The 25,872-nt window shown below is 56.5% G+C and carries 24 protein-coding genes and 1 riboswitch; of the genes, 3 read left to right on the top strand and 21 right to left on the bottom strand.

Translation table 11 applies throughout. The features are described 5' to 3' along the window. Positions 1–162: 162 nt before the first annotated feature. From glcT to EG886_RS05350, 5 genes are all read right to left on the bottom strand, one after another. The gene (gene glcT, locus EG886_RS05370; RefSeq protein WP_124727171.1) at positions 163–1,002 is read right to left on the bottom strand and encodes a glucose PTS transporter transcription antiterminator GlcT; all 840 of its coding nucleotides are present in this window, start codon (positions 1,000–1,002) and stop codon (positions 163–165) included. Between the two features lie 208 nt (positions 1,003–1,210). Further along, entirely contained in the window at positions 1,211–1,978 is a 768-nt protein-coding gene (gene fadH / locus EG886_RS05365; RefSeq protein WP_124727170.1) for a 2,4-dienoyl-CoA reductase, read from the bottom strand. Positions 1,979–2,165: 187 nt separating this feature from the next. Next, positions 2,166–3,368 (bottom strand): MFS transporter, encoded by a 1,203-nt coding sequence (locus EG886_RS05360; RefSeq protein WP_124727169.1) that lies wholly within the window; start codon positions 3,366–3,368, stop codon positions 2,166–2,168. 207 nt (positions 3,369–3,575) lie between these two features. After that, positions 3,576–4,112, bottom strand: a complete 537-nt coding sequence (locus EG886_RS05355; protein WP_241154386.1) for a chromate transporter — start codon at positions 4,110–4,112, stop codon at positions 3,576–3,578. Between the two features lie 178 nt (positions 4,113–4,290). After that, positions 4,291–4,908, bottom strand: coding sequence for a chromate transporter (locus EG886_RS05350; protein WP_124727168.1), 618 nt, complete (start codon positions 4,906–4,908; stop codon positions 4,291–4,293). A gap of 268 nt (positions 4,909–5,176) precedes the next feature. On the opposite strand from EG886_RS05350, the gene EG886_RS05345 reads away from it, so the two are divergent. Then, the gene (locus tag EG886_RS05345) at positions 5,177–5,806 is read left to right on the top strand and encodes a LysE/ArgO family amino acid transporter (protein WP_124727167.1); all 630 of its coding nucleotides are present in this window, start codon (positions 5,177–5,179) and stop codon (positions 5,804–5,806) included. Positions 5,807–5,885: 79 nt separating this feature from the next. Here EG886_RS05345 and EG886_RS05340 read toward each other — a convergent pair whose 3' ends face one another. The 5 genes from EG886_RS05340 to gcvT all read right to left on the bottom strand — a co-directional run bounded on the left by EG886_RS05340 (position 5,886) and on the right by gcvT (position 11,259). Further along, positions 5,886–6,500: a DedA family protein gene (locus tag EG886_RS05340; protein WP_124727166.1), complete on the bottom strand. Its 615-nt coding sequence runs from the start codon at positions 6,498–6,500 to the stop codon at positions 5,886–5,888. 50 nt (positions 6,501–6,550) lie between these two features. Next, positions 6,551–7,108 (bottom strand): class I SAM-dependent methyltransferase, encoded by a 558-nt coding sequence (locus EG886_RS05335; RefSeq protein ID WP_124727165.1) that lies wholly within the window; start codon positions 7,106–7,108, stop codon positions 6,551–6,553. Between the two features lie 174 nt (positions 7,109–7,282). Then, positions 7,283–8,707 (bottom strand): aminomethyl-transferring glycine dehydrogenase subunit GcvPB, encoded by a 1,425-nt coding sequence (gene gcvPB, locus EG886_RS05330; RefSeq protein ID WP_277423836.1) that lies wholly within the window; start codon positions 8,705–8,707, stop codon positions 7,283–7,285. 29 nt (positions 8,708–8,736) lie between these two features. Then, positions 8,737–10,083: an aminomethyl-transferring glycine dehydrogenase subunit GcvPA gene (gene gcvPA / locus EG886_RS05325; RefSeq protein WP_124727163.1), complete on the bottom strand. Its 1,347-nt coding sequence runs from the start codon at positions 10,081–10,083 to the stop codon at positions 8,737–8,739. Positions 10,084–10,161: 78 nt separating this feature from the next. After that, entirely contained in the window at positions 10,162–11,259 is a 1,098-nt protein-coding gene (gene gcvT / locus EG886_RS05320; protein WP_124727162.1) for a glycine cleavage system aminomethyltransferase GcvT, read from the bottom strand. Between the two features lie 152 nt (positions 11,260–11,411). Further along, positions 11,412–11,505: riboswitch (glycine riboswitch) on the bottom strand. Positions 11,506–11,665: 160 nt separating this feature from the next. Between gcvT and EG886_RS05315 the strand changes: the two genes are divergently transcribed. Beyond that, positions 11,666–13,402, top strand: a complete 1,737-nt coding sequence (locus tag EG886_RS05315; protein ID WP_124727161.1) for an SNF2-related protein — start codon at positions 11,666–11,668, stop codon at positions 13,400–13,402. Beyond that, on the top strand, positions 13,371–14,183 hold the full coding sequence (locus EG886_RS05310) for a YqhG family protein (RefSeq protein ID WP_124727160.1): 813 nt from the start codon (positions 13,371–13,373) through the stop codon (positions 14,181–14,183). Before EG886_RS05315 ends, EG886_RS05310 begins: the two co-directional genes overlap by 32 nt. Positions 14,184–14,259: 76 nt before the next feature. Here EG886_RS05310 and EG886_RS05305 read toward each other — a convergent pair whose 3' ends face one another. The 11 genes from EG886_RS05305 to EG886_RS05255 all read right to left on the bottom strand — a co-directional run bounded on the left by EG886_RS05305 (position 14,260) and on the right by EG886_RS05255 (position 25,795). After that, positions 14,260–14,700: a helix-turn-helix domain-containing protein gene (locus EG886_RS05305; RefSeq protein ID WP_124727159.1), complete on the bottom strand. Its 441-nt coding sequence runs from the start codon at positions 14,698–14,700 to the stop codon at positions 14,260–14,262. A 6-nt stretch (positions 14,701–14,706) separates the two neighbouring features. After that, positions 14,707–15,243: a DUF6932 family protein gene (locus EG886_RS05300; RefSeq protein ID WP_124727158.1), complete on the bottom strand. Its 537-nt coding sequence runs from the start codon at positions 15,241–15,243 to the stop codon at positions 14,707–14,709. Positions 15,244–15,487: 244 nt separating this feature from the next. Further along, positions 15,488–16,231 (bottom strand): amino acid ABC transporter ATP-binding protein, encoded by a 744-nt coding sequence (locus EG886_RS05295; RefSeq protein WP_124727157.1) that lies wholly within the window; start codon positions 16,229–16,231, stop codon positions 15,488–15,490. A gap of 12 nt (positions 16,232–16,243) precedes the next feature. After that, positions 16,244–16,933: an amino acid ABC transporter permease gene (locus EG886_RS05290; RefSeq protein ID WP_164491669.1), complete on the bottom strand. Its 690-nt coding sequence runs from the start codon at positions 16,931–16,933 to the stop codon at positions 16,244–16,246. A 216-nt stretch (positions 16,934–17,149) separates the two neighbouring features. Then, a complete protein-coding gene (locus EG886_RS05285) occupies positions 17,150–17,902 on the bottom strand; it encodes a hypothetical protein (protein ID WP_124727156.1) in 753 nt (250 codons plus the stop codon). Positions 17,903–18,219: 317 nt separating this feature from the next. Continuing rightward, positions 18,220–18,861 (bottom strand): cyclase family protein, encoded by a 642-nt coding sequence (locus tag EG886_RS05280; protein WP_124727155.1) that lies wholly within the window; start codon positions 18,859–18,861, stop codon positions 18,220–18,222. Positions 18,862–18,922: 61 nt separating this feature from the next. Further along, positions 18,923–20,449 carry a glucose-6-phosphate dehydrogenase gene (gene zwf, locus EG886_RS05275; RefSeq protein WP_124727154.1) on the bottom strand — a complete coding sequence of 509 codons (1,527 nt, stop codon included), beginning with the start codon at positions 20,447–20,449 and terminating at the stop codon, positions 18,923–18,925. Between the two features lie 277 nt (positions 20,450–20,726). Continuing rightward, positions 20,727–22,337, bottom strand: a complete 1,611-nt coding sequence (gene abc-f / locus EG886_RS05270) for a ribosomal protection-like ABC-F family protein (RefSeq protein WP_124727153.1) — start codon at positions 22,335–22,337, stop codon at positions 20,727–20,729. 359 nt (positions 22,338–22,696) lie between these two features. After that, entirely contained in the window at positions 22,697–23,485 is a 789-nt protein-coding gene (locus EG886_RS05265) for a transporter substrate-binding domain-containing protein (protein WP_124727152.1), read from the bottom strand. A 241-nt stretch (positions 23,486–23,726) separates the two neighbouring features. Further along, positions 23,727–24,074, bottom strand: a complete 348-nt coding sequence (locus EG886_RS05260; protein ID WP_124727151.1) for a hypothetical protein — start codon at positions 24,072–24,074, stop codon at positions 23,727–23,729. Between the two features lie 323 nt (positions 24,075–24,397). Then, entirely contained in the window at positions 24,398–25,795 is a 1,398-nt protein-coding gene (locus tag EG886_RS05255) for an anti-phage deoxyguanosine triphosphatase (RefSeq protein ID WP_241154422.1), read from the bottom strand. Positions 25,796–25,872: the final 77 nt, after the last annotated feature.

The raw sequence follows: 25,872 nt of genomic DNA, 5'->3' as shown, positions 1-25,872 counted from the left end.
GACCGAAACAAAAACAGGCATGAGCAAAAAAAGACGGATGGAAACGCTTGCAAAAAGGGTACAAACAACCCTTTCCAGCAATCACCATCGTCGCCTTTTTTCACTCATGCCTGATCGAATCAGTAACACGTGAAAGCGGGACGACCGACCCCTGATGAAGTTTTACGGATGCGAAAGTCTGAGGAGATGCAACGTCAAATAGCCGACCTCCGCCGGATGGACCCGCTTCTCCAAGGCCCGTTCCATTACTTTCGCCATTTTCCACGCAAGATTGTAACACAACGGATACTGGTTGCGCAAGAGCTCGGAGAAACCTTCGGGTTCACTCACTTCTTCTCCGGACAACGTCCGCTCGATGGCGCAGCGCAGGTGGGTCAACAGGCGCAAATAGGAGACGCTTTTCCGGTCGATGTTCACTCCGAGGGTCTCTTCCGCCAACTCCGTCAACCGTTGAATCAGCTGTGAATGCCGGCGGATCTCCGCCAGCTTCCGGCGAGTCAAAGAACTGTGGATGTGAACGGCGATGAACCCCGTCTCCCCCTCCGGCAACCGGACCCCCAGTTTCCGGCGGATCAGGTCCACCACTTCTTCCGCCACTTTGTATTCCCGTTCGTACAAAGCCTCCGTCTCCAGGAGAAACGGATTCCGGAAATCGATGCCCTTCTCCAGCCGCTTGAGCGCAAAGGCGATGTGGTCGGTCAAGGCCACGTGGATATGTTCCCCGAGCGGTGTCCCGAAGCGCTTCTGAATCAGATCGATCGCCTCGTTCATCACCTCCACCACCCGCTCGTCCACCTGCCGGAGCAGTTCCTTGTACTGTTCCTGTTCTTTCCGGTCAGCCAGCACAAAACACTTGTCCACCGCTTCCGGTCCGATTTCCCCGCCGGGCTTGCGGCCGAAGCCGAGCCCCTTGCCGATGAGCACCACCTCTCCCTTCTCCGGGTGTTCGGCGATGACCACGTTGTTGTTCAACACCTTGGAAATCCGGTACGACCGCTCCACATTTCGTCACCTCTTCGATCCATGCCGCCTTGGATGCCGGTTGTCAGCGAAAGAGATCCGGACCGTTGCCCGGACCTCTTTCGGAAAGTCCGGAATCTCTTTCGCTTGATGGTTGACATTCCTATCATAATGGCTTACCCGATGAATGAAAAGACTTCTCTTCGTCCTTTGCAATGCGCCCCATCGGGACTCCTTGAAAAACCATCACTCAGAGGAAGCGGTGGGCGGTCAGCCACATGCCCCCGTCCATGGTGACGCACTCTCCGTTGATGTAAGCGGCTTCCTCCGACAGCAGGAAACGGGCCAGCGCCGCCACCTCCTCCGGCGTGCCGAATCGCTTCATCGGAACCGCCCGTTCCACGGCCTTCCGGGCCCGTTCGTCGGCGATCAGCTTGTCCGCCCCGCCCGTCCGCTCAATCGGTCCCGGCGCGATGCAATTGACGCGAATGCCCCGATCTCCCCACTCCACGGCAAGCGTCTGACTCATGGCGAGCACTCCCGCTTTGGCGGCGGCGGAGTGAACGACACCGGCGGCTCCCGTCCATGCATAGGTGGCGACGATGTTCAGGATGGACCCCCCCTGACCGGAAGCGAGCCAATCTTTCGCAACCGTTTGGGTGCAATACCAGGTTCCGTTCAGCACGATGTTGATCACCGCATGCCATCCGTTCCGGGAGAGTTGTTCGGCAGGAACGACAAAATTGCCGGCCGCGTTGTTGACCAATGCGTCGATCCGTCCGAACGTCTCCTTGGCTTTGCGAACCATGTCCTCCACCTGGTCCGGTTCCCGAACGTCCATCTGCACCGTGAGTACCTTTCCGCCGCCGATCCGTTCCAGTTCATCGCGGGTCGCCTCCAGTCTTTCCGCATTGCGCCCGGAGATGACGACATTCGCTCCCTCCCGGAACAGACGGGTGGCGATCGCTTTGCCCATTCCGCTGCTGCCACCGGTGACGATCACGGTTTTCCCCTGCAATCTCCCCGCTCCTTCCGAATTATTTAGAAAATTGACCATTCATTTTCAACGTAACCTGTTCCCACGATTCTGTCAACAAGAAATAAGTTTCTTCCGCGTCCCATGGACTCGGCCCAGCCGCACCGACCGAACATCCGGAAAAGAAAACAAGGAGGAAGCCCCCGGAAGAGACTCCCTCCACCTTTCATCATGCATCCCGACTCAGCTTCAAGGATGCCCGTTCCTCTTCCGCCGACCGGGCCGGAAGGAACAACCCGCACAGGGCGAGGCCCGCGCAACCGAGGAACACCGCGGGCAAGCCCCAGACCGAAATGCCCGTCAGCGTCAAGACCAACACCAGATCGAACACCGAGTCTGCCACGCTGAGCAAAGACAGGGCCGTTGCCCGGCTTCCCGACGAGATGTATTCATTGAACATCTGGGAACTGACCGGATTGCGCACCGCCCGGCAAGCCCGGAGCAGGAATCCGGCGGCGATGGCCGCCACCGCGCTTCCCGCCAAGCCCACGATCAACAGATGCGAGCACACAATGCCCAAGCCGGTCACCCAAAGCCAGAATTTCGCCGAACGAAGCTTGAGCAAAACGTCCACCATCCGGGCCGCCCACGCCGACAGCAGAAGACCTGCCGCCGCAATGACTCCCAGAACGCTGACCGGCACCCCGAGATTCTTCAGCCACGGCTGTTCAAACGTGGTGAAGATGTACGTGGTGATGAAGATCACCGTCACGTTGGCGAACAGAAGCAACAGTCCCGGCGATTGCAAGATCTCCCGCATCCCCCGCCGGACGTGTTTCCAGGGGTGATCCCGATACGCAGCCAGATGGGGAGGTTCGACGACCCTCAGCACGAACACGAACTGCCCCAGCACACAAACCGTGCGAAGCGCGATGAGCACCAGAAAGTCTTCCTCGCGAAGACCGCCGGCCAGCCATGCCCCCACCAACATGGCCAACGCCATCGGAGCAAGCGATGCCGCCTGGATCTTGCCCATCACGCCGGCCATTTCTTTTTCCCGGCCTTCCGCCTTGAGCGATTCATATATCAAGGCTTCGTCCGAACCGGAAAAGAACGAAAAAGACAGCGCGGACAAAATTTGGCTGAGTATGACGAATGCCGGCTCGGGCACGGCCAGACAGATCACCGAAAGCAACCGGGCAAACGTTCCGGCCAGAAACGAGATTTTTGCCCCGAACCGGTCCGCAAACGCTCCCGACGGAACTTCAAACACCGCCATCGACACGCTGAAGCTGAGAAGCACGAAGAAAATCTCCGTCTGCGAAAACCCCCGGTGCAAATAAAACAGAGTCACCACCGGTTCGAGAAAATTGACGCCACCAAGCAAATTTGCCCAAGTCAGGGCACGGATGTTTCGTTTTGCGATCGACATCGTTCATCTCCCGTTCCGAAAGATATGGATCCGAATCTCTTTCCGCTCTTTCCGACCGTTTGAAGGGGCACAATCCGTACCATCACCAGGCATCTCCTCCGAAACAAATTTTGTAAAATTGGATTTATTTTATCATGAAACAACATCTAATTCATCAACAATTTCATTTATGCAGCAAATATACGATTGTCGCATTGTCTTCCCATGTCAATCCCCCAAAAAGGCCGCTCCCACGATTCCGGCTCCCAGGATGACAAGAGCGGGATGAAGCCGGTACCGGATCAGGCCCGTCAGCGAAGCGGCAAATATCAGCAACAACATCCATCCCTGTTCCCACTTGACGGAAGAAAAGTTGGAAACGGCAAACCGCCAAGCAGCAAAGAGGATCAAGCCGACAATGACAGGCATGAGGTGCTGCAACGTTTTTTTCCAGACGGGATGCCGACCGATCCGAACCAGCACCGCCGACAGGGCGAAGGCCACCGACAGGGAGGGAAGCACCATCCCCAACAGAGAGACAAGCGCACCCGCCAAGCCCGCCTGATGGTAGCCGATACTGACCGCCGCATTCAGTGCGATCGGTCCCGGAGCCATTCCAGCGACGGCGATCCATTCGCTGAACTCCGCGGTCGTGGTCCATCCATGCGCGACGGCTTCATGTTCCAGGACGGGAATCATGGCATAGCCTCCGCCGAACGAAAGAAATCCGATTTTGAAGAAGGTAAAAAAGAGCTCTTGCAACATGTCATCGTTCCTCCCGTTCCGCTTTCCGGCCATGTCACGAGGCGATGAAGCAAACTGATTCCCCGCATTTTTGAGGAGATGATGGGCACGTCCGGAAGAGATCGCCCGGACCGATTCTTCCCGCACCGGGCGGGTCATCCGAAAAAAACGGGCCCGCGATGGCCCGACTCAACCGGTTTCAGGCCGACTTCCTCGCTCCCCGACCGTCTCCCCCGCTCCGGGAGCGTTCCGGATTTCGGCCTGCCGATCGGCGAATGCCCGCCAAGGAGTACACCAACCCGGTCGCCAGCCCCGATAGCAACACAAAAAACGGGCTGATTCCCAGCACCGCCAATGCAAAAAACGCGGCTCCCGCCAAACCCCAAGCCGCTTTGCTTGTCAGGGCCCGCTTTCCCGCACGCACGGCCGCACAAACAATCAGCGCCACCACCGCCGCCCGAATCCCCGTCATCGCACCGTCCAACCATGGTTGGTTCCGAATCCGGAAAAACAATGCCACCATTGCGAGGACAATCAAAAAAGCGGGCAACGTGACTCCCGCCAAAGATACCAACGCCCCCGGCAGACCGGCCACCCGGAACCCGACCAGAATCGCCGCGTTGATGCCGACGGCCCCGGGAACGGATTCGCAAAGCGCCAACGTTTCCTTCAGGGACTCTTCGTCCATCCATTTTCTCCGGACGATCACCTCCCGCTCAATCAAAGGAAGCATGGCATAGCCACCGCCAAAGGTCACCGGACTGATCCGGAAAAAGGAGACGAACAAATCCCTGAGCACTTTGCTGTCTGAGCCCATGACAAAAACGCACCTTCTTTGCTGAATTCATCTACTATTATATAATAATTTGTTCAATGGTTCATATAATTGCCTGTGTCATGTCTGTCCGCAAAGAGATGTGGAGTATTTCCCGGTTCCGCCGATACGGGATCCGGACAAGGCAGGCCGGCTGTTAGTGGAACTCTCATGAAACCGAGCCAGCGGCTCAACCGTTCGTTGGAGAATGTGGCTTTTCATGGAGCAACCGTTCAACGAAAATCATGAACGGAAAGGATGAATTTGCGGCATGACGGAAGCGATCATTCACGGATGGATCCTTGCCCTGGGGTTGATCCTCCCCTTGGGCGTACAAAACGTGTTCGTGTTCAACCAAGGGGCCTTGCAGCCTCGTTGGATTCGTTCCCTCCCCGCGGTTCTGACGGCCTCGCTCTGTGACACGCTGCTGATCACGCTCGCCGTCGCCGGTATCTCGATTGTCGTGTTGAACGTAGCCTGGGTGAAATGGTCTCTGTTCACCGCCGGTTTTTTCTTCTTGTTGTACATGGGATGGAACATCTGGCGCTCTTCCCCGGATCCCGGCTCGGACACCGGCACCGGTCCGCTGCCTCCCGCCCGGCAAGTGGGATTTGCCTTGTCGGTCTCCCTGCTGAACCCTCATGCCATCTTGGACACGATCGGCGTGATCGGCACCAGTTCTCTCCAATACGACGGTGCGGAACGCATCGCTTTCACGCTGACCTGCGTCGCCGTTTCCTGGATCTGGTTTTTCGGGTTGTCCATCGCCGGTGCCCTGATCCGGTCCCTGGACGGGGGAGGCATTTGGCTGCGGCGGGTCAACCGGCTGTCCGCTCTCATCATCTGGGGAGTGGCCGTGTGGATCGGCCGGGAATTGGTGATTGAGATCATCTCGTCCTGAATGAACCCGTGTCCATGAAAAACCCCCGGTTCTCCCATAGAACCGGGGGTTTGAAACGAGGGATCTGATCGGATCGACCTTACAGTCCCCTGTCCGGTTTCGTGTTTTTGTCCCTTTTCCGTTGGACTGCCTTGACTGCCAGTCCGATGATGATCAAAGAAGCCAAAGCCAACCAACCTCCCTGACGGCTGATTCGGGACGCCGGATCGATCCACTCCCCGAACTCCGCTCCGATGAAAAAGTAGATTCCGGTCCAAACCAAACCGGCACCGAAGGAAAAGGCCGCGTACCTGACCGGAGACATCCGGTGGATGCCCGCCAAATACGGCAATATGTGCCGCACCACCGGCAGAAAGTAACTGAAACAGAGCGCCAGACTTCCATACCTGTTCATCAGCCGTTCCGAGCGAAGGAGCGCCCGATTCCACTTTTCCTTCTTTCCAAGGCGATTCACCCAGTCACTCCCCCACCACCTGCCCAATGCATATCCGATCGACAGTCCGGAAACGACCCCCATGTACGTGACCGCAAATGCCCCGAACGGCTCCAGCAAGCCAAATGAGGAAACCAGACCTCCCGTCATGACAATCACTTCATCCGGAACCGGCATCCCCACGATGCCCAGCCACAGAGCGAAAAACAGGGCCGCATATCCGTAACCCTCCACCCACTCCACGAGCTCAGCTGCACTCATGCCGTCAACCCTCTCTGTCTGACTTGGTCGTCAATCTTCGCTCCTCCCGTTCAATCCTGACACACATGAACGAAAGCCGGGGGAAGGTTGAGGGGAACAAAATGCGTGTGAACCACCTTGAACCTGGATTTCAGCGTTTTTTTCATCTGCAACGAATATTGATACTGCACAAACATTCCGTCCGGTTTCAGCACCTTCTTTACATGGTCCAACAATTCCACCCGTTGTTCAGTGGAAAAATTGGCCATCGGCAAACAGGAGATGATGCAGTCCGCCTCCCGGATTCCGTGTGTCTCCAGTTCTTCGGTCAAACGCATCGCATCCCGGCAATGGGTGAACAAGGGAAAATCCCGTTTCAACTGCCTGCTGAACACCGCATCCTTTTCAAAGATCACGGCTTTTGCCCCCGGCTTCAAATTTCTTGCAATTTCCGCCGTCACAACCCCCGTTCCCGCTCCCAGTTCAACAACGAGTTCCACCCGGTTCCAAAAAACCGTTTTACAGATCGCATTTACCAAAAATCCGGAACTCGGCGTGATGCTCCCCACCTCCCGGGGGCAGGTCAGAAAGCGGGACAGGAACCGGATTTTCCCGGCGATGACGGACATCTTGATCTCTCCCTTCACAACTGTCGGATGGCTTATGTCCCATTGGACGCCGGCGGATCCCTTCTGATTTCAAAAAAATTGAAAACGCACGACTGCTCACGCGCAATCGCTCAAAAGAAAAAGCCCCGTCGGACCGATTCATCCGACGGGGCTTTTTGTTCTCTGCATTCCGGATCAGGCTTTTTTCTCCCAACGCAGGACCGGTTTGCGGGCGGCGGTCACTTCGTCGAGGCGCTTGATCACGGTGTTGTGCGGAGCTTCCTGAACGATTTCCGGTTGCTCTTCCGCTTCCTTCGCGATTTGAATCATCACGTCGATGAAGCGGTCGAGGGTTTCCTTGCTCTCGGTTTCCGTGGGCTCGATCATCAGGCACTCTTCCACGATGAGCGGGAAGTAGATGGTCGGCGGATGGAAACCGAAGTCGAGCAGGCGCTTGGCCATGTCCAGCGTGCGGACGCCCAGTTTCTTCTGCCTTTTTCCGGACAGGACGAATTCGTGTTTGCAGTGCTGTTTGTACGGCAGATCGAAATACGGCTCCAGGCGGCGCATCATGTAGTTGGCGTTCAGCACGGCATCCTCGGACACTTTGCGCAGGCCGTCCGGACCCATGGTGCGGATGTAGGCGTAAGCGCGAACCAGAATTCCGAAGTTGCCGTAATAACTTTTGACCCGGCCGATGGAGTTGGGGATGTCCCGGTTCAGGAAGTACGTGCCGTCCTCCCGTTTCTCCACGTGCGGGGTGGGCAGGAAGGGAACCAGCTCTTTCTTCACGCCGACCGGTCCGGCTCCCGGACCGCCGCCGCCGTGAGGCGTCGTGAACGTTTTGTGCAGATTGAGATGAACCACGTCAAAGCCCATGTCCCCCGGGCGGGCGATGCCGAGGATCGCATTGGCGTTGGCGCCGTCATAGTACAGGAGTCCGCCGGCTTCGTGAACGAGATCGGCGATCGTTTTGATTTCTTCCTCAAACAGACCGAGCGTGTTCGGGTTGGTCAGCATGAGGGCGGCGGTGTCGTCTCCCAGCACCTTTTTCAGCTCTTCCACATCCACCAGGCCGCGTTCATTGGACGGGATGGTGATCGTTTTGAATCCGGCGACGGTGGCGCTGGCCGGGTTGGTGCCGTGCGCGGAGTCGGGCACGATCACTTTGTCCCGTTTGGTTTCGCCGCGGCTTTCATGGTAGGCGCGAATCATCATCAGACCGGTCCATTCTCCGTGCGCGCCGGCGGCCGGCTGCAGGGTGACGGCATCCATGCCGGTGATCTCGGCCAGGTATTGCTGCAGTTCATACAGCAGTTGCAGGGCTCCCTGCACCGTTTCTTCCGACTGGTAAGGATGGATTCCGGTGAAACCCGCGTAACGGGCCACATCCTCGTGCACTTTCGGATTGTACTTCATCGTGCAGGAACCGAGCGGATAAAACCCGTTGTCCACCCCGTGATTCCGGCGGGACAGTTCGGTGTAATGACGCATCAGGTCCAGTTCGGAAACCTCCGGAAGTTCGGCCGGAACTTCGCGCAGGAATTCGGCCGGAATGCCTTCCGTTTCGGGAACATCGGACTCGGGCAGGCTGTATGCCACACGTCCCGGCTGGCTCATTTCAAAAATCAGCGCTTTTTCGTTCTTGTTCACAGCAGACCCTCCAATGCCTCAGCCAACTGGTCGATTTCTTCCTTCGTACGCATTTCGGTGACGGCGATCAGCATGTGGTTTTCCAGTTCCGGGTAGGTCACGCCCAAGTCGTATCCGCCGATGATTCCCCGATCCAACAGAGCTTTGTTCACTTCTTTCACCGGACGGCTGAGTTTCACCACGAATTCGTTGAAGAACGGGCCGTCAAAAACGGTCTCCAATCCTTTCACTTCGCCGAGGCGTTTCTTGGCATAATGGGCTTTTTGCACGTTCAGCCGGGCGACATCCTGCATGCCCTGTTTTCCCATGGCGGACATGTACACGGACGCCGCAAGGGCCATCAGCGCCTGGTTGGAACAGATGTTGGAGGTTGCTTTGTCACGGCGGATGTGCTGCTCACGGGCTTGCAGCGTCAGCACGAAGCCGCGGCGACCGTCTTCGTCCACCGTTTGTCCGACGATCCGGCCCGGCAGACGACGCATCAACGCTTTGGTGACGGCCATGTAACCGCAATGCGGACCACCGAACGACGCGGGAATGCCGAGCGGCTGAGCATCCCCCACCACGATGTCGGCACCGAAAGCGGCCGGCGGCTTCAAAATGCCCAGAGCCAGCGGGTTGCTGCTGACGATGAACATCGCTTTGGCCGTGTGAGCGATTTGCCCGATGGTCCCCAGGTCTTCGATCTGTCCGAAGAAGTTGGGGTACTGAACGATGACGGCGGCCGCATCGTCACCGACGGCTTCTTCCAGCGCCTTCAGGTCGGTCACCCCGCCGGACAGCGGAACTTCGACGATTTCCAGATTGAGCCCCTTCGCGTTGGTCCGCAAAATCTCGCGCGATTCGGGGTGCACGGCCCGGGATACGATGATTTTGCGACGTTTGGTCTGGGAAGAGGCCATGGCCGCGGCTTCCGCCAGTGCGGTATGGCCGTCGTAGAGGGACGAGTTGGCCACATCCATGCCGGTCAGTTCGCAGATCATGGTCTGGAATTCAAAAATGGCCTGCAATTCACCCTGACTGATCTCCGGTTGGTACGGCGTGTAAGCCGTGTAAAATTCGGATCGGGAAATCACGTGTCCCACCACGCTGGGGATGTGGTGCTCGTAGACCCCCGCACCGAGGAATGACACATATCGGTCCATCGAAGCGTTTTTGCCCGCCAGACGGGCCATGTGCTTCACCAGATGCGGTTCGGACATCGGTTCGGGCAGGTTCATCCGGCCCTTGAAACAGACTTCTTCCGGAATCTCGCTGAACAGTTCTTCCACCGAGGAAACGCCGATCGTCTTCAGCATTTCTTCCCGGTCCCGGTCGGTCATCGGCAGGTAACGGAATTTCATGACTGGTTCATCCTCCCACTGTATCCGATCGCCTGCCGGGCTTTTCCCGGAGGAAAAAACCCGGGCGAGGCTTGCATGTCATCGGGCAGGCCGCTTGTAGAACGGCGTTTTCACGATTTTGGCCTTGAGTTTCTTTCCGCGAATTTCCACTTCCACGACTTCGTCCAAATGGGCGTGTTCGGCTGAAATCAGGGCCAGTCCCACGTTTTTCTTCAAAGTGGGAGACTGCGTGCCGGTGGTCACTTCCCCGATTTTCTCCCCGTTTTTGTACACGGTATATCCGTGCCGGGGGATTCCGCGGTCAATCATTTCCAGGCCGACCAGCTTGCGCGGAGCACCTTCGGATTTTTGCCGTGCCAGAACTTCACGACCGATGAATTCGCCTTTTTCCGGCTTGACCGCGAAGCCGAGTCCGGCCTCGATCGGAGTGATCGTTTCGGACAGCTCCTGTCCGTAAAGCGGCAGACGGGCTTCGAAACGCAGCGTGTCGCGGGCACCCAATCCGCACGGCAACACTCCTTCTTCCTTGCCGGCTTCCAGAATGGCATGCCACAATTTCGGCGTGTCTTCCGCCTTCACGTACAATTCAAACCCGTCTTCCCCGGTGTACCCGGACCGGGAAACCAGCGCCTTCACGCCGGCCATGTCCACATCCTGTTTGAATTTGAAAAACCGGATCTCCGACAGATCCGTGTCGGTCAATTTCTGCAGTACTTTTTCCGCGAGCGGTCCCTGAATGGCCAGCTGGCCGATCTCCGCCGACACGTTCCGGACGGTCACGTTGCCGTCCGCATGTTTTTGAATCCAGTCCACATCTTTGTCGATGTTGGACGCATTTATCACCAACAGATACGTGTCTTCGCCGGTGCGGTAGATCAGCAGGTCATCCACCGTGCCTCCGTCCGGCAGGCACATCAGCGAATACTGGGCATCGCCGATCTGAAGTTTGGAAGCGTCGTTGGTGGTCAGTTTCTGCACCAGAGCCAGAGCATCCGGTCCCTTCACTTCCACTTCTCCCATGTGGGACACGTCGAAAAGCCCGGCACGGGTGCGTACCGCTTCATGCTCTTCCTTGATCCCGGAAAATTGAACCGGCATTTCCCAGCCGCCGAACGGAATCATCTTGGACTGGGCCTTGTACACGTCGTACAGGGGGGTGCGTTTGAGCTGGTCCATCTTCTGTCACCTCGCAACAAATAAAAAGACAGAGTTCCCTTTCCCCTTAGCATAGGCGGATCACTCTGTCCCCATTACCTGAGAGTTTCCCCCGCACGTGGCAGGGTTGCCCCTTGGGTGGTCCGGTCGCGGCCGGACTCTCTCCAGAGGTGCGTCCAGCGGGCCTCCTTTTGCCTGAGAGATTCACTCCGTCCGGAGCTTGCTCCTTCGGCGCCACATGTTCGTGGTCTCTCCTCCCGCCTTCAACCGCGAATGATATGAGGTTGCCACAGCATCATTCTGCCATATTTCCCGATCTTTTTCGAGTGCTTTTATGTAAAAAGTTCGTGTTTCAGGACGCATGTTCCGGCAAGAGGCGATTCATACTAAATCTTGGCAAATACGGCAGGAAGAAAGGTGGAACAACATGCGCATCTTGCCGATCCGCTTCGACCGCGAGTGGCTGAAACCGTTCAGCGAATGTGTTCGCCGGGACACCGGCTGGTCGTGCTGGGAGCGTTTTCAACTTGCTCTCGAAGCGGCGGAAGCGGAAATCGTCCCTACGTTTGAATCTATCCAAAGTTTGAAACAAATTCAAGGGTTTGAGCCGTTGCCGCACCAAATCAACGCCGTGAGCCGCGTGATCCACGAAATGCGCGGGCGGGCCATCCTGGCGGATGAAGTGGGGCTGGGCAAAACCATCGAAGCGGGCCTCATCCTGAAAGAATATTTGTTGCGCGGACTGGTGAAAAAAGCGCTGATTCTGGTGCCCTCCTCCCTGGTGCTTCAGTGGACGAGGGAATTGAATCAAAAATTTCAGATTCCCGCAATGGCCCAAAAGCAGGCATGGATGTGGGACAAGTATGACATTCTGGTCGCATCGTTGGACACGGCCAAGCGGGACCCGCATCGCGAAATCATTTTGTCCAGGGAATACGACATGTTGATCGTGGATGAAGCGCACAAACTGAAAAACCGGAAAACGAAGAGTTGGCAATTCATCAACGGAATCCGCAAAAAATATTGCCTGCTGCTTACGGCCACACCCGTTCAGAACGAAATGAAAGAGCTGTTCAATCTCGTTTCCCTGCTCAAACCGGGCATTCTGGGGAACGAAGCCCGGTTCCGGACCGATTATGTGGCCGGCAAACGGCAAGCCAAGAATGAGCATCTTCTCCGGGAGGAAATCTCGAAGGTGCTGATCCGCAACCGACGCAAGGACAGCAACCTGAATCTCACAAAGCGGTTGGTGAAAACCGTCCCCGTCGAACTTTCCCCGGAAGAACGCGCATTGTACGACGGAATCACCGCGTTCATCCGGGACCGTTCCTCGGCGGGAGCCGACCTGGCCGGCGCCCTGTCTTTGTTTGTTCTGCAAAAAGAGGTTTGCAGTTCGAGGGATGCGGTGTTCCACACCCTCTTCAAGCTGTTCCAGCGCCGGGAACAGGGCCGGGAGGAAATCTCACCGGAAGTGGCTCATCTGGTGGAGCTGCTGAGATCGATCCGCAAGTCATCCAAAGTGGATGCGGCCGTCCGGCTGATCCGGGAACTGTCTCCGGAGAAAGTGGTTTTGTTCACCGAATACCGGGCGACGCAGGACATGCTGATCCGCGAACTCAACCGGGTGGGCATCAAGGCGGTGCCTTTCCGGGGAGGCTTCAACCGGAACAAGAAAGACTGGATGATGGAGCTGTTCCAGAAACGGGCCCAGGTGCTGGTGGCCACGGAAGCGGGTGGCGAGGGCATCAATCTCCAGTTTTGCCACCACATGATCAACTTCGACATGCCGTGGAATCCGATGCGGGTGGAGCAGCGAATCGGTCGCATTCACCGGCTCGGACAAAAAAACGACGTGCACATCTACAACTTCTGCACGTTGGGGACCATCGAAGAACACATCATTTGGTTGCTGCATGAAAAAATCCGGCTGTTTGAATCGGTGATCGGAGAACTGGAAACGATCCTGGAACGGATGGAGAACGGAGGATCGGTGGAACAAAGCCTGATGAAAATCTTCCTGGAGGCGGGAGAAGACAAAGAAATTCGCAAACGGCTGGAAGAATGGGGCGACACCTTTCAGAAAAAGAGGGAGGAAGTCGAAACATCCACGGAAGAACGGGAGGAATGGCTGCATGGATCAACAATCGGTCAGATCGTTCACTGAGCGATACCTTAAGCTGACGGGTTGCCGCATCCTGGAATCGGCACCGTCCCACCTGGTGACCCAACTCACCATCGAAGCGGACAAAGATCTTTTGAACCGGCCATTCTACTGGATGTACGTGGAGAAGATGAACCTCCCCCCCCAACCGCAACGTCTGTGCCTCGTCTTTGATCCGGACACGTTTCCGGAAGGAATGAGGGGAGAATATTTGTTTTGGGGAACTCCCCGGTTTTCCAACATCCTGAAATCGGCGCGGAAGCAGGGCCGTTTCGTCCGGCTGTATCAGATTCCCGAGACACGGAAGCCCGGCCGGGCCATGCCGTACATCCCGTGGGTGGGCGTGAACTTCATGATCTCGTACATCTGTGACCGGAAGCGGGACGAAATCCGCGGATTGGGCATCAATTTGGTCACCGGGAAGATCTTGCCGGATTTTGACCGGCGGATCCGAACCATGAACTGGTCGCCCACCATTTTGCCCGGACGCCATGTGGCACCTCCCCGTCTCACGGTGGAAACGGCCGTCGGGAAGCTGGAGGCGAGAATTCAGGATGAAGTGGAGCGGGGAGATCTCACCTGGGCGGACGAGGCCCAAAACCGGCTTCGGGAGGAATTGGAACTCCTCGAGGCCTATTATCCGGAAGAACAACTTTCCGAAACCCGGAAAGCGGAGCGTGAACAGCGCCGCAGGGAAACCATCCTGCAATATCATCCGCGCATCGAAGTATCGGTGGTCAACGCCGGACTGTTCTACATGGAAAAAGAAAAAACGGATGGATGAAAACGGTGCTTTTTTCAAAGAAACGGCCTGCACCCGAAAACGGGTGCAGGCCCGTGTCAGCCAGTCAGACGAAGTCTTACGATCCGGCTGCCCGCCTTCCCTCGCTGGGCACCAGGATCACGTCCATCTCCAAAGCGCGAAGCACCTGTTTCACCTTTTCCATGCTGGCCCCGCCGTATTCGTTTCGTTCGTCCCGGGACACCTGAGGCGGTGTGACGCCGAGTCTCCGGGCCAATTCCGCTTGGGAAATCCCGCGGAAGATGCGGAATGCCACCAACTGACGCCCGATGTTGTCAAACGTGCAGGTCATGTCGAAGTCACCGCGGCGATACCGTTCATATTCCTCCACTTCCAGCCGCAGCTTCTGTCCGAAAAAGCGGGCGGGAGACAAGGCCCGCTCGATCTCCTCTTCCGTCAACCCCATGGATTCGAGGGTCTTGGTTTGTTCCTCAAGGAGCTTCTCATGCTGGGCCACGCGCTCCTTCGCTTGCCGATATTCCCGTTCCGTACGAATCATGTTGATTCATCCTTTCACCAGCCTGACGATGCCTTTCGGCACCGACAGGTCCCGGTCTCTGCGAAAAAACTCGTCAAACTTCATGTTGTTTCCGTGTTCATCCGCGATGCCGCTGTAAACTCCCACGCAGTGCGGAAACAGCTCCACCCGGTAACGGTGCCACATCTCCAGCTGGAGATTGCCGTATGCATCCAGACGATATTTGTCCCAGCCCCAACAACGGTAAGGATCAAGCCGGTTGAGCCGCTCCGCGAGCCGTCCGTTGAACACCTCGGCGGGATCCGGAGGAATGAAGTATCCGTCAATGTCTCCGGGCCGGTATTTGTCGGTGCAAAACGACCCGTCGATCCAAATCTCTTCCACTCCGCATGCCCACAACTGGCGAACGCATATTTCCAGATTGTCCACCAATTTGCTTCGCCAACGACGGTTCCACGGCCAAGAGGGATCTCCTTCCCCTGTGACCAGGATCGAATTTCTGAGTTCGGAGAAGGTCAGGGGATATTCTCCGGGTTCCAGAAACCCGTACTCATTGAACCTCATCCGTCAGGTTTCCCCCTGCAAGGTATGTTATTCTTGAAGCCATGCGGATTTGCCTGTTCTCATTTACTTCCATGTTAACATAAACAGACAGGCCCGAACATCTATGGACACCGGAAAAATCAGGACCGAGGCTTGTGGACCGCACCATGGTCCACCGACAAAAAAGACTCCTGCCGGAATGGCAGAAGTCCTCCGAAATCTTTTTCACCGTGCAAATCCGTTCCCGAAAACAAAGCAATGAATGTCAGCCGATTTCCCGAAGTTTGTCCAAGAATCGTTTCGTCCGCTCTTCTTTCGGACGGTGAAACACATCATCCGGCGTTCCCTGTTCGATGATCCGCCCCCCGTCGATGAAAACGATGCGGTCGGCCACTTGCCGGGCAAAGCCCATTTCATGGGTGACGATCACCATGGTTTGCTTTTCCGCGGCCAACTCTTTCATCGTGCGGAGCACTTCTCCGACCAGCTCGGGATCGAGCGCCGAAGTGGGTTCGTCAAACAACAGGACGTCCGGCTCCATCGCCAGCGCCCGGGCAATGGCCACCCGTTGTTGCTGTCCCCCGGACAGACGATCCGGATAAGCGTCCCGTTTGTCCGGGAGGCCCACCTTGCGCAGCAGTTCTTCTCCGCGGGCGATGGCTTCCTCCTTGGAGATTTTTTTGACCGTGACGGGTCCTTCCATCACGTTTTCCAGGGCGGTCATGTGCGGAAACAGGTTGAAGCCCTGAAACACCATGCCGGTTTTGGCCCGAAGGTTGCGGATGGCTCCCGGATCCACGGTTTTCGAAAAGTCCAGTCGCACATCGCCGATTTGCAGGCTGCCCGCATCCGGCACTTCCAACAGGTTGAGACAGCGCAGCAACGTCGACTTGCCGGAGCCGCTCGGACCGATGATGCAAACGGTCTCTCCGCGGTCCACGACAAAGTCAATCCCCTTCAGCACTTCGTGTCCACGGAATCGCTTGACCAGTCCCCTTGCTTCAATCATTTCCGTTCCTCCTCACGCGGTGTGGCGTCCGTACCGTCGTTCCAGCCGCTCCTGCAACATGGCCAGCAGCGTGCAGATCACCCAATAGAAGAAAGCCACTTCAATGTAAACGGTCATGTAGTCGAAGGTTCGACCTCCGATGATTTTTGCCCGGTAAAACATTTCGTTCACGGTGATCATGGCCAGGAGAGAGGTGTCTTTCACCAGGCTGAGAAACGTGTTGGCCAAAGACGGCAAAGCCACCCGTGCCGCTTGGGGAAGCACCACCCTCCGCAGGGCTTGACGGGTCGTCATGTTGAGCGAATAGGCGGCTTCCCACTGCCCGCGGGGAATCGACAAAATGGCGCCCCGAATCGTTTCCGCCGCATAACCGCCCACATTGAGGGCCAGTCCGATGATGCCGGCAAAGAGCGGGGTCAGCGTCACTCCGATCACCGGAAGTCCGAAGTACAGAATGAACAATTGCACCAGCAGAGGAGTTCCGCGGATCACGGAAATGTAGACGCGCGCCGGAACGCGGAGCCACACCCGGTCCGACATGCGGCACAAAGCGACGATCAAACCGAGAATCAGGCCGAGCGCCATGGTGAGCAGACTGATCCAAACCACATGCGGGAGCCCCCCCAAAATGTAGGGAGCTTCTCTCACGGCCAATTCGGGGTCAAAAAGATTTTCCCACTGGATGTCCGTCAAAAAGTTCATCGACCCCATCACACTCCATTCCCGACTTTTTCAATCGGATTTATTCAACGATGCAACATTGTTTTTATCTTACGACCGGCGAAATTCCGTGTCAAACAGAAAACACCCGTCACGTCAACGAAACGGGGATATCAAAAAAACCGGCACCTTTTCCCGCCGTCGCGTCGCGCAAACGGACAGGAAAAACTGCCGTCCGACAATCGGAGCTTCCAGATGTCATCGATCCCCCGCCTCCCGTTCATATGCATCGGGACAGGATTGGACCAGGAGCGGTCGCAGAACTCGGACATACCGGTAACACAAGACAAGCATAGCCGGTGCCAGCAGCACCGCTCCGAGGCTCAGGGAGAAGCCGAGCGGGACCACCACGAACAGCAACGTTCCGAACAGGGCATCGCCTCTCGGGTCCGCAACGATGAACAATAAAAAACAGGACCAGAGTGCGGTCGAGCCGATGTAAGCAAGCAGAAATGGAAGTGTCCACAAGGAGGAAACAAACACTTGGGAAAAATGTCTGCGGAACAGCAGAAACGACATGGACAGCGCCCGGAAGGTTCCCGTCTGTTCACGAGCGGCAATCAGCGGAACATGCAACCAGGCCATGGAAAGAACCGCCAACGAGACACCGGACATGATCAACAGGGAAAAACCGAAAGCGAGTTTTCCGTCCGCCAAAAGAATCGTCGAAGTCAACAGACCGGCCACTGGGAGAGTTGCCGCCAAACCGGGCCACACCAGCACAGCCGCCAGGCGCGGGATCTTCGGGAGCCCACGAATCAATGCGCGAAACGAAGGAAAAGTTTCTTTGAAGGCAACTTGCAGACCTGCCGATATACAGAGGACCGCGAGAAACGAACCGTTTTGCCAAAGAACGATGCCGTACAAGATGATCAAAATCCCTTCAAACACCCAAAACCACGGAGAATCGGAAACGGCCCACAAGTCCAAAATCTCGCGGATTCCCGTCACCCAGAGCACACCCCCGATGACAGCCCACTGAAACAGGATGCTTGCAGATTCCCCAAAACGGTGACGACCGACATCCGCAACCAATGCTTCTTCAACATGGACAACATTTCTCCCATGTTTGAACCTCCCTTTTATTTCGAAACATCTGACAGAGGAGTGGCGAAAAACCCGTATCCGGCATCCTTGCCCGGATTCCGGATACGGTGTCACCCCGATCCTTCTCTTTTCCCCGACGTCCTTTTGTGCAAGAGCATTGGCGCGTGCGGTGAAACGAACCGGGAAAACACGTCAGCAACCATTTGCGACTGCTTCCGGGTTCATCCTTTCTTCTGTTCCGTCAGGCCGTCGATCAGCAACACCCTGGCCGGCGCGGCTTCCGTCTCCAGGAGTTTGATGGGAGCCGCCACCATGAAATAGCGACCTTCCGGCACTTCGGCCAAGCGAAGCCCCTCGATGATGATCACACCGGCGGCAAACAGCGTTTTGTGGGTGGGGTGCCCCGGCTGCGAGCGTTCGATGCCGAGCGCGTCGATGCCCACGCCGCGCACCTTCCGTTCCACGAGCCAGCGGGCTCCGTCTTCGGCCAGATACACGAATTCAAAGTCAAACCCGTCGTTCTGCGAGTTTCGCGTTTTCAGAAGAACAAAATCACCGGCTTGAATCTCTTTGGATTCCAGATGCTCCCGGGTGATGCCCCCCTTTACGCCGGTCAGGTCAAGCACCAGGCAGGAACCGACCAGATTTTCCAGCGGAAGGGTCTCCATCGTCCCGCCGCCCGGCACCATGTGCAACGGCGAATCCACGTGAGTTCCGCAGTGGACGTCCAAATCGATGCGCGATTCCCGGGCCGGGGAGGTGTCAAAGTCCTGCACGACGCGAATGACCGGTTTCTTGGACTCCTTGTTTTTGTAGACAGGCATGCCTGCGTGAATGGGCATCGACACATCATAAATTTTCATGGTGAACCATCTCTCCCGTTCGTTTTCATTTTTTTCAGCTTGCACCGGAAGCCTTTGCGACTCACTGACCGACCCGAATGATCCGGTGATCGCGCCGACCGGTCACGGGCCACCAGGCATGTCCTTCCCGCGCCAGCAATTCGTGTGCTTCCTGCGGTCCCCAAGTTCCGCTTGCATAGTGATACAGCGGATGCTTGTCCGCATCCCACGCCCGGCGGATGGGGTCGATGAACTTCCAGGCGAGCGACACTTCTTCCCAGTGGGTGAAAAATGTCTGATCCCCGATGATCGCATCGTGGATGAGGGATTCATACGCTTCCGGTACACTTTTCCCGAAGTTCCCGGAGAACTCCATCGCCACCGGGACGATCCGGGAATCGTCTCCCGGATGGCGGGCATTGAGCACCATCTGAATCCCTTCGTTCGGCTGGATGGAGATCACCAGCAAGTTGGGATTCAGATTGTTGTGTTTGTTGAAATACAGGTTCTTCGGCACATTGCGGAACTGGATCACGATTTCCGTGGCTTTTTCCGCCATCCGTTTGCCGGTGCGCACATAAAAGGGAACACCGGCCCATCGCAGGTTGTCCACGTACAGCTTGGCTGCCACGAATGTTTCCGTGTTGGAATCGAAGCGGACGTTTTTTTCCTCGCGGTACCCCGGCACTTGCTTGCCTTCGATCGATCCCGCCAGATACTGGGCGCGAATCACATGCTCTCCCGCTTCTTCTTCCGTGTACCGCCTGAGGGAACGCAACACTTTGATCTTCTCATCGTGAATCGCTTCCGTTTTCAGCCGGCTGGGCGGTTCCATGGCCACCATCATCAGCATCTGCAACATGTGATTCTGCACCATGTCCCGAAGGGCGCCGGTCCGGTCATAGAAACCGGCCCGCTCCTCCACACCGACGATTTCACTTGCCGTGATCTGTACGCATTCGATATAATGATGATTCCACAGCGGTTCAAACATGGAATTGGCAAAGCGGATCACGTCGATGTTTTGAACCATCTGTTTGCCGAGATAGTGGTCGATCCGGTACGTTTCTTCCTCCGTGAACGTTTGTTTGATCTGCCCGTTCAAAGCTTTGGCGGATGCATGGTCATGCCCGATGGGCTTCTCGATGACCAAACGCTTCCAACCGGCGGTTTCCGTCAATCCGGAATCCCGCAAATGGCGCGAAACGGCACCGAACAGGTCCGGACTGATCGCCAGGTAAAACAGGCGATTTCCGGGAAGCGCATGCTCTTTTTCAAAAGATTCGATGATTGATCTGATCTCTCCGTATCCCCTGGGGTCGTTCACATCGGACGCCGCATAATAAAAGCGGCCCGCAAAGTCTTGCCATTCCGCGTTGGAATCCGGCTTCAGTCTCCCGAATTCGGAAACCGAAGCCCGGACCGACTCCCGGAATTCGTCCGTCGAACGGGGAGTCCTGCCGGTGCCCACCACCCGAAAATGCTCCGGCAACAGCCCGGTCTTGTAAAGACCGAACAGGGCGGGAAACAATTTGCGTTTCGCCAAATCACCGGTGGCCCCGAAGATCACGATTGAAAATGCCTCCGGTGTACGGGAACGAGTCGACATGATTTCACTCCTCCAACATCCGATCCATCCGTTCAGGAATCCTCTTCCAATTGGTAGTATGTGAGCGTTCCGATACCGGTATCCATGGACCGGCATCCGATGTCCAACCTACATAGTAACAGATGTCGGGGAGTTTTTGTTTCCCGGAATAAATATCTGAACATTCCCAAAGATCCCATGCATCCGCCCATGGATGGGGAGCTCACGAAGAAACGGACCATCGCTCCGCTCAACCGGCGGCGCCCCGGATCATCCCGACCGGTTGAGCGGAGCGGATTCAGAGATTTCCCCGTTGTTTCAGCTTGCGGATCTCGTCAAGAAGTTCCGTCGCCCTCCGTTCCAGCTCCTCCCGGTCATCCCCTTTTTGCGGCACGGAAAGTCGCCCGAGGACTTCGGTCCATTCCCGCTCCAGTGCAAGCAGGCGTTCCCGTTGTTCCGCCCGCCCGACGTGGCCGGTCTTTGCCCGTCGTTCGGCATATTCATCAAACCGGCCGTCGAAAACGGTGATGATCCCGTCTTCCAACACCCACAATTGGTCGGCCAGGCTTCGGATGAGCCGCCGGTCATGGGAGGCAAACACAATGGTGCCGGGATGGGCTTTCAGAACCTGTTCCAACGCTTGACGGCTCCGGAGATCCAGAAAGTTGGTCGGTTCGTCGAGAAGAAGCAAATTGGCCTCGCTCAGAAAGAGGCGGGCCAGCGCCACCTTCACCTTTTCCCCGCCGCTCAGGAGATGCACGGGCATGTGCACCTGCTCCCTCCGGAACAGGAGCCGGGCCAGGACCGTCCGGATCAGTTCTTCGGAAAACGGACTGTTTTCTTTCACATTCTCGAGAATCGAACGGGTTTCATCCAAAACGGCCAAATGCTGATGAAAATATCCGATTCGGGCGGAAGGCGGCAAATGAACCCCGTCTTCCCGTTCGGCGATCATCCGGAGCAACGTCGATTTTCCGGCACCGTTTTTCCCGAGGAGCGCCACCTTCTTGCCCGTGGGAAGGCTGCAGGAAAAGTCCTCTAAGAGCCTCTTCTTTCCGAACCGTTTGCCCACGTGCTCCAGTTGAAGGGCATGTTTGCCTTCGATCGGCCGAAAAGCTTGCAGATCAAACGTGACGTCCGGAAGTTCCACCGGCTTTTCCTTTTTCTCCAGTTTTTCGATCCGGGTTTTCAATGCCTTGGCCTGACGCTCCATTTTGGCCACGGCTGCGTTCGCCTTGTTCTTGTTGGAAATCAATCTCGCTTCGGACGGACTCATCCCTTTCGGCGGGTTTTTCATTGAAGCGGCTTTTTGCTTTTTGGCCCGCATCACTTCCGTCAGTCGTTTCTTCTCCGACACGTACCGCTCATATTCGAAGCGCTCCCGTTGCAACCGTTCCTCTTTCTGACGAAGATAATCACCGTAATTCCCGGGATACAGGCGAACCTTCCCGGCCTCCACTTCCAGGATGCGATCGCACACCGCATCCAAGAGCTCCCGGTCATGGGAAACCAAGAGAAGCGCCCCCGGAAACCGGCGAAGCTCTTTCTCCAGCCACTCCGTCGACTCGAGATCCAGATGGCTGGTCGGTTCGTCGGCGATGAGCATCGCCGGTTTCTCCGCCAAAGCGGCCGTGATTTTGCGTCTTGTCCGTTCCCCTCCGCTCAGCGTTGATCCACCGTTTCCGATCTCATCTTCCTGGGGAATCCAGGCGACCGTTCCCCGAACATGCACCGTTCCCTCGTCCGGTTCCAAGAACCCGGCCAGCACACGGAGCAACGTGGTCTTCCCGGCACCGTTGACACCGACCACCCCGATCTTCCCACCGGTTTCAATCTGCAAATGATCCACCGAAAAAACCATCCGGTCTCCGAACCATTTCTTCAAACCACGGGCTTCCAGCACAAACATAAAAAACCTCCCTGTCTTTCCAGAGAGGCATTCGTCACCCAGGTATTTCCATGACCGAATCGCCCGTTCCCCGGACGGCGGGAGCAAACGGGCACAACAAAACGGTACACCGGATTTTGGGCATACGAATCCTGCTCTGGAAAAGCAAATTTCCCGAAAATCGAGATGACGTTTGCTTCAGAAGCAGGATTCTTGAATCATTGTCCGAAGTACCGTTCCTTTCCGTACAAATTTTGATGTGATGCCATCATTTTAATGCATTGCCCTCCGGATCGTCAACCGGACCGGTATGACAGCAGGCCGAAATGACAAATCCCGGACGTTCTCTTTTGCGAACGTCCGGGATCCCGTACGAAACATCATTTCGTGACGTCTTCACCGAACCATTTCATGGAGATTTTGGCCAAGGTGCCGTCCTGACGCATGCTGTCGAGGGCTTTGTTGATCTCGGCGATCAGTTCCGCATTGCCTTTCGGCACGGGGAAGGCGCTCTCGGAACGGTCCATCGGCTCGCCGACGGTTTTGAGCGGCAGCTTGGAGACTTTCATCATTTCGGCAATGGCCAACCGGTCGTTGATGCTGAAATCGATGCGCCCGGCGGCCACATCCCGCATGGCGCTCATCATGTCTTCATATGCCACGATTTCCGCACCGGCTTGGCGGGCCATTTCTCCGAAATTGCTGGTCGGGGTTTGTCCGGCTTTCTTGCCTTTGACGTCCTGAATGTCGCTGATCGAGGTGCTGTCGCTTTTCACCACGATTTGCGCATAGGAGACCGTGTACGGTTTGGAGAAATCGAATTTCTCCTTGCGTTCCGGCTTGATGCCGACCTGGTTGGCCACCATGTCGATTTTCTTCGTTTGCAGACTGGTCAGCATGGAATCCCACGGAGTCTCCACAAACTCGGCTTTCACGCCCAGACGTTTGGCCACTTCTTCGGCCACTTCCACATCAAAACCGGTCAGCTCGCCGGTTTTTTCATCGTGAAAACTGAACGGCTTGTAGGTTCCTTCCGTGCCGATCCGGATGCTTCCCCGCTCTTTGATGTCGGACAGCAAATCCCCCTGCTTCTGGACATTGCAGCCGACGAGCGACAAAACCAGTACGGCGGAAGCGAGCCATGCCCCGATTGTTTTCCAACGCAACATGAATGATTCACCTCTTAATTCCGAGAAAGAAGGTTTGTATTGCAGGTTTTATGTATCCATCTTACCGAGCCATCCGTTCATCCGTCAACCAAAAGGTTTCCTTCCACAATATTCCCTGCACCTTCTCCCCATGTCCCAAAGGCACTCGGCCGGGAAAACAAAAACAAACCGCCCCTCGGGGAGCGGTTTTTGTTGATCACGGTTCCGCGCGCTCTCGCATGTTTGCTTGTTCCCGGTCTCTTCACTGCCTGATTCCGGTCCTGCTGTACATGACATACAATTTTCGCAGAAGGGTGCGGTATCGCTGATTGACCTCCTGCAAATACACGTGAAACGATTCTCCGTTCAGATTCATCAGGCTGAAACATGCCAAATCAAGGTAATAAACGAGTTCATGCAATTGCATGTGAAGCTCGAGCCAGTCGCGATTGGCCAACCGGTCGAGCGACCATTCCACTTTCTCACTCACGGTCCGGGCCAGCTTCTGTTCCTCGCCCGACGATACATGGTTGAGCATGCGGACACTCTCGTCGACGACTTTCAGAATCTCGCCGAGCTCGTGTGTCCGTGTTTCCGTCTCCGGCACCATTCCGACCACCTCTTGTTCCTGACTTCTTCCGGATTCTTTACTTCGCTTTTCGGTTGCGTGTTCCCGTTTTCCGACATGGTCCGATTCCGACGGAAACCGCAGATTCCGGACATCGATCAGAAAAACGGACCGGTTTCTCCGCAAAATGAGTGCAAACACTCCGGAACCTGACGTCCCCCGTTCAGAACCTTCCGATTCTTACAACTACTATACACCGGTCCTTTCCCGGCCGCAACCGCCGGAATCCGTCGGACTTTCCGTGATTTTGTCGACAAAAAAGCCCGGTCGCGGAAATGTGGCGGGCCGGGCCGTTTTTTGAAGGATCAGATGTCGAAAGTTCCCCGGCTTTGACCGAACAGACGGGCATGCATCCGCAGCGCGAATAAATCGGTCATGCCGGCGATGTAGTCACAGACCACCCGGGCGCGAATCCGGTCATTCGGAGCGCGGCGAAACGCCTCCCTGTCATTTTCCGTCAGAAGCCGTTCCTCGTTCATGAACGCGTCAAACAACTGACGGATCATGGTGGCTCCTTTCCAGGACATCATTTGCACCCGTTGGGAAAAGATGACTTTTTCCGCCACCAGCCATTTCAGCCGGTCGAGCAGTTCCCTCAATTCAAGGGGAAGGGTCACGTTGAACCGGATCCTCGGCGAACGGGCGTTTTCCATCAGGGGAACGGGTTCGACATGGCGGATGAACGTGGAAATGATGCCCGAAATGGCATGCTTCAGCCGGTATTTCAGGTCGTCGGATTCCGGATCGATGCCTTGAAGTTCCCGGAACGCCATTCCCAGCTCCGGCCATTCGGAGCGATTCTTCAGCGGCTCAACCATCTCCGTCAACCGGCTCGGATGAATCAACCGCAAATTGATGGCGTCTTCCATGTCATGCGTTCCGTAGGCGATGTCGTCCGCCAGCTCGATGATGGAGCATTCCAGCGATTTGTGCAGGGTTTCCCGGCCTCCGTCGGGATCCGCGGCCGTTCGGGTCAGGAAGGCTCTCTCTTCATCGGAGAAGGGCGCGAGCACCCATTCAAAGGCCTCCCTGTCTTCCCCGAACACACTGGCTTTCGGCGGTGTCAACCTCCCCCTCGGGTCCGGCTTCCGCCCTTCCATGGCGTCGTCCAGCAAAACGGGATATTTCATCACCGAAAGCAAAAGCGCCCGCGTGAGGTTGAGCCCGTACACACGGTCCCCTTCCAGTCGCGTGAGGATCCGGAATGTATGGGCATTCCCTTCAAATCCGCCGTATCCGGCCATGCATTCGTGCAATGCTTGCTCCCCCCGGTGGCCGAACGGAGGATGACCCAGGTCATGCGCCAAAGCAGCCGCTTCCAACAGAGAGACGTCCAGTCTGTTCTCATCGGCGAACAACGGATGCGAATGGTTCAGATGAATGGCGATGCCACGGGCGATCTGCGCCACTTCCATCGAATGCGTCAAGCGTGTGCGGTAAAAATCGCCGACCCCGGTGCCGATCACCTGGGTTTTGGATTGAAGCCGGCGAAACGCCGCGCTGTGCACGATCCTCCCGTAATCTTTTTCAAACGCATCGCGTGCCTCCGTCCCGTCCGGGGCAGTACCGGGCTTTCTCCGCTCCTTGTCTGATTCCGAGTACATCGGGCTGTCATCATGTCTGACGAGAATCATGGTACACTCCTCCAACCAGCCGGGGCGGTGATCGTGTTTGATTCCGCCGCCGGCAAGGATGTGCTTCATCAAGTTCCGGCCTTCGATGACGTGATCCGGGGCCGCCCGCTCCTTCTTACTGGAATCCCCAAGAACCGCTCCGCTTA

This window comes from Staphylospora marina (genome assembly GCF_003856495.1).
GTDB lineage: Bacteria > Bacillota > Bacilli > Thermoactinomycetales > Thermoactinomycetaceae > Staphylospora > Staphylospora marina.
Note: the sequence above shows the minus strand (reverse complement) of the source record. Positions and strands in the feature narration are given on the sequence as shown.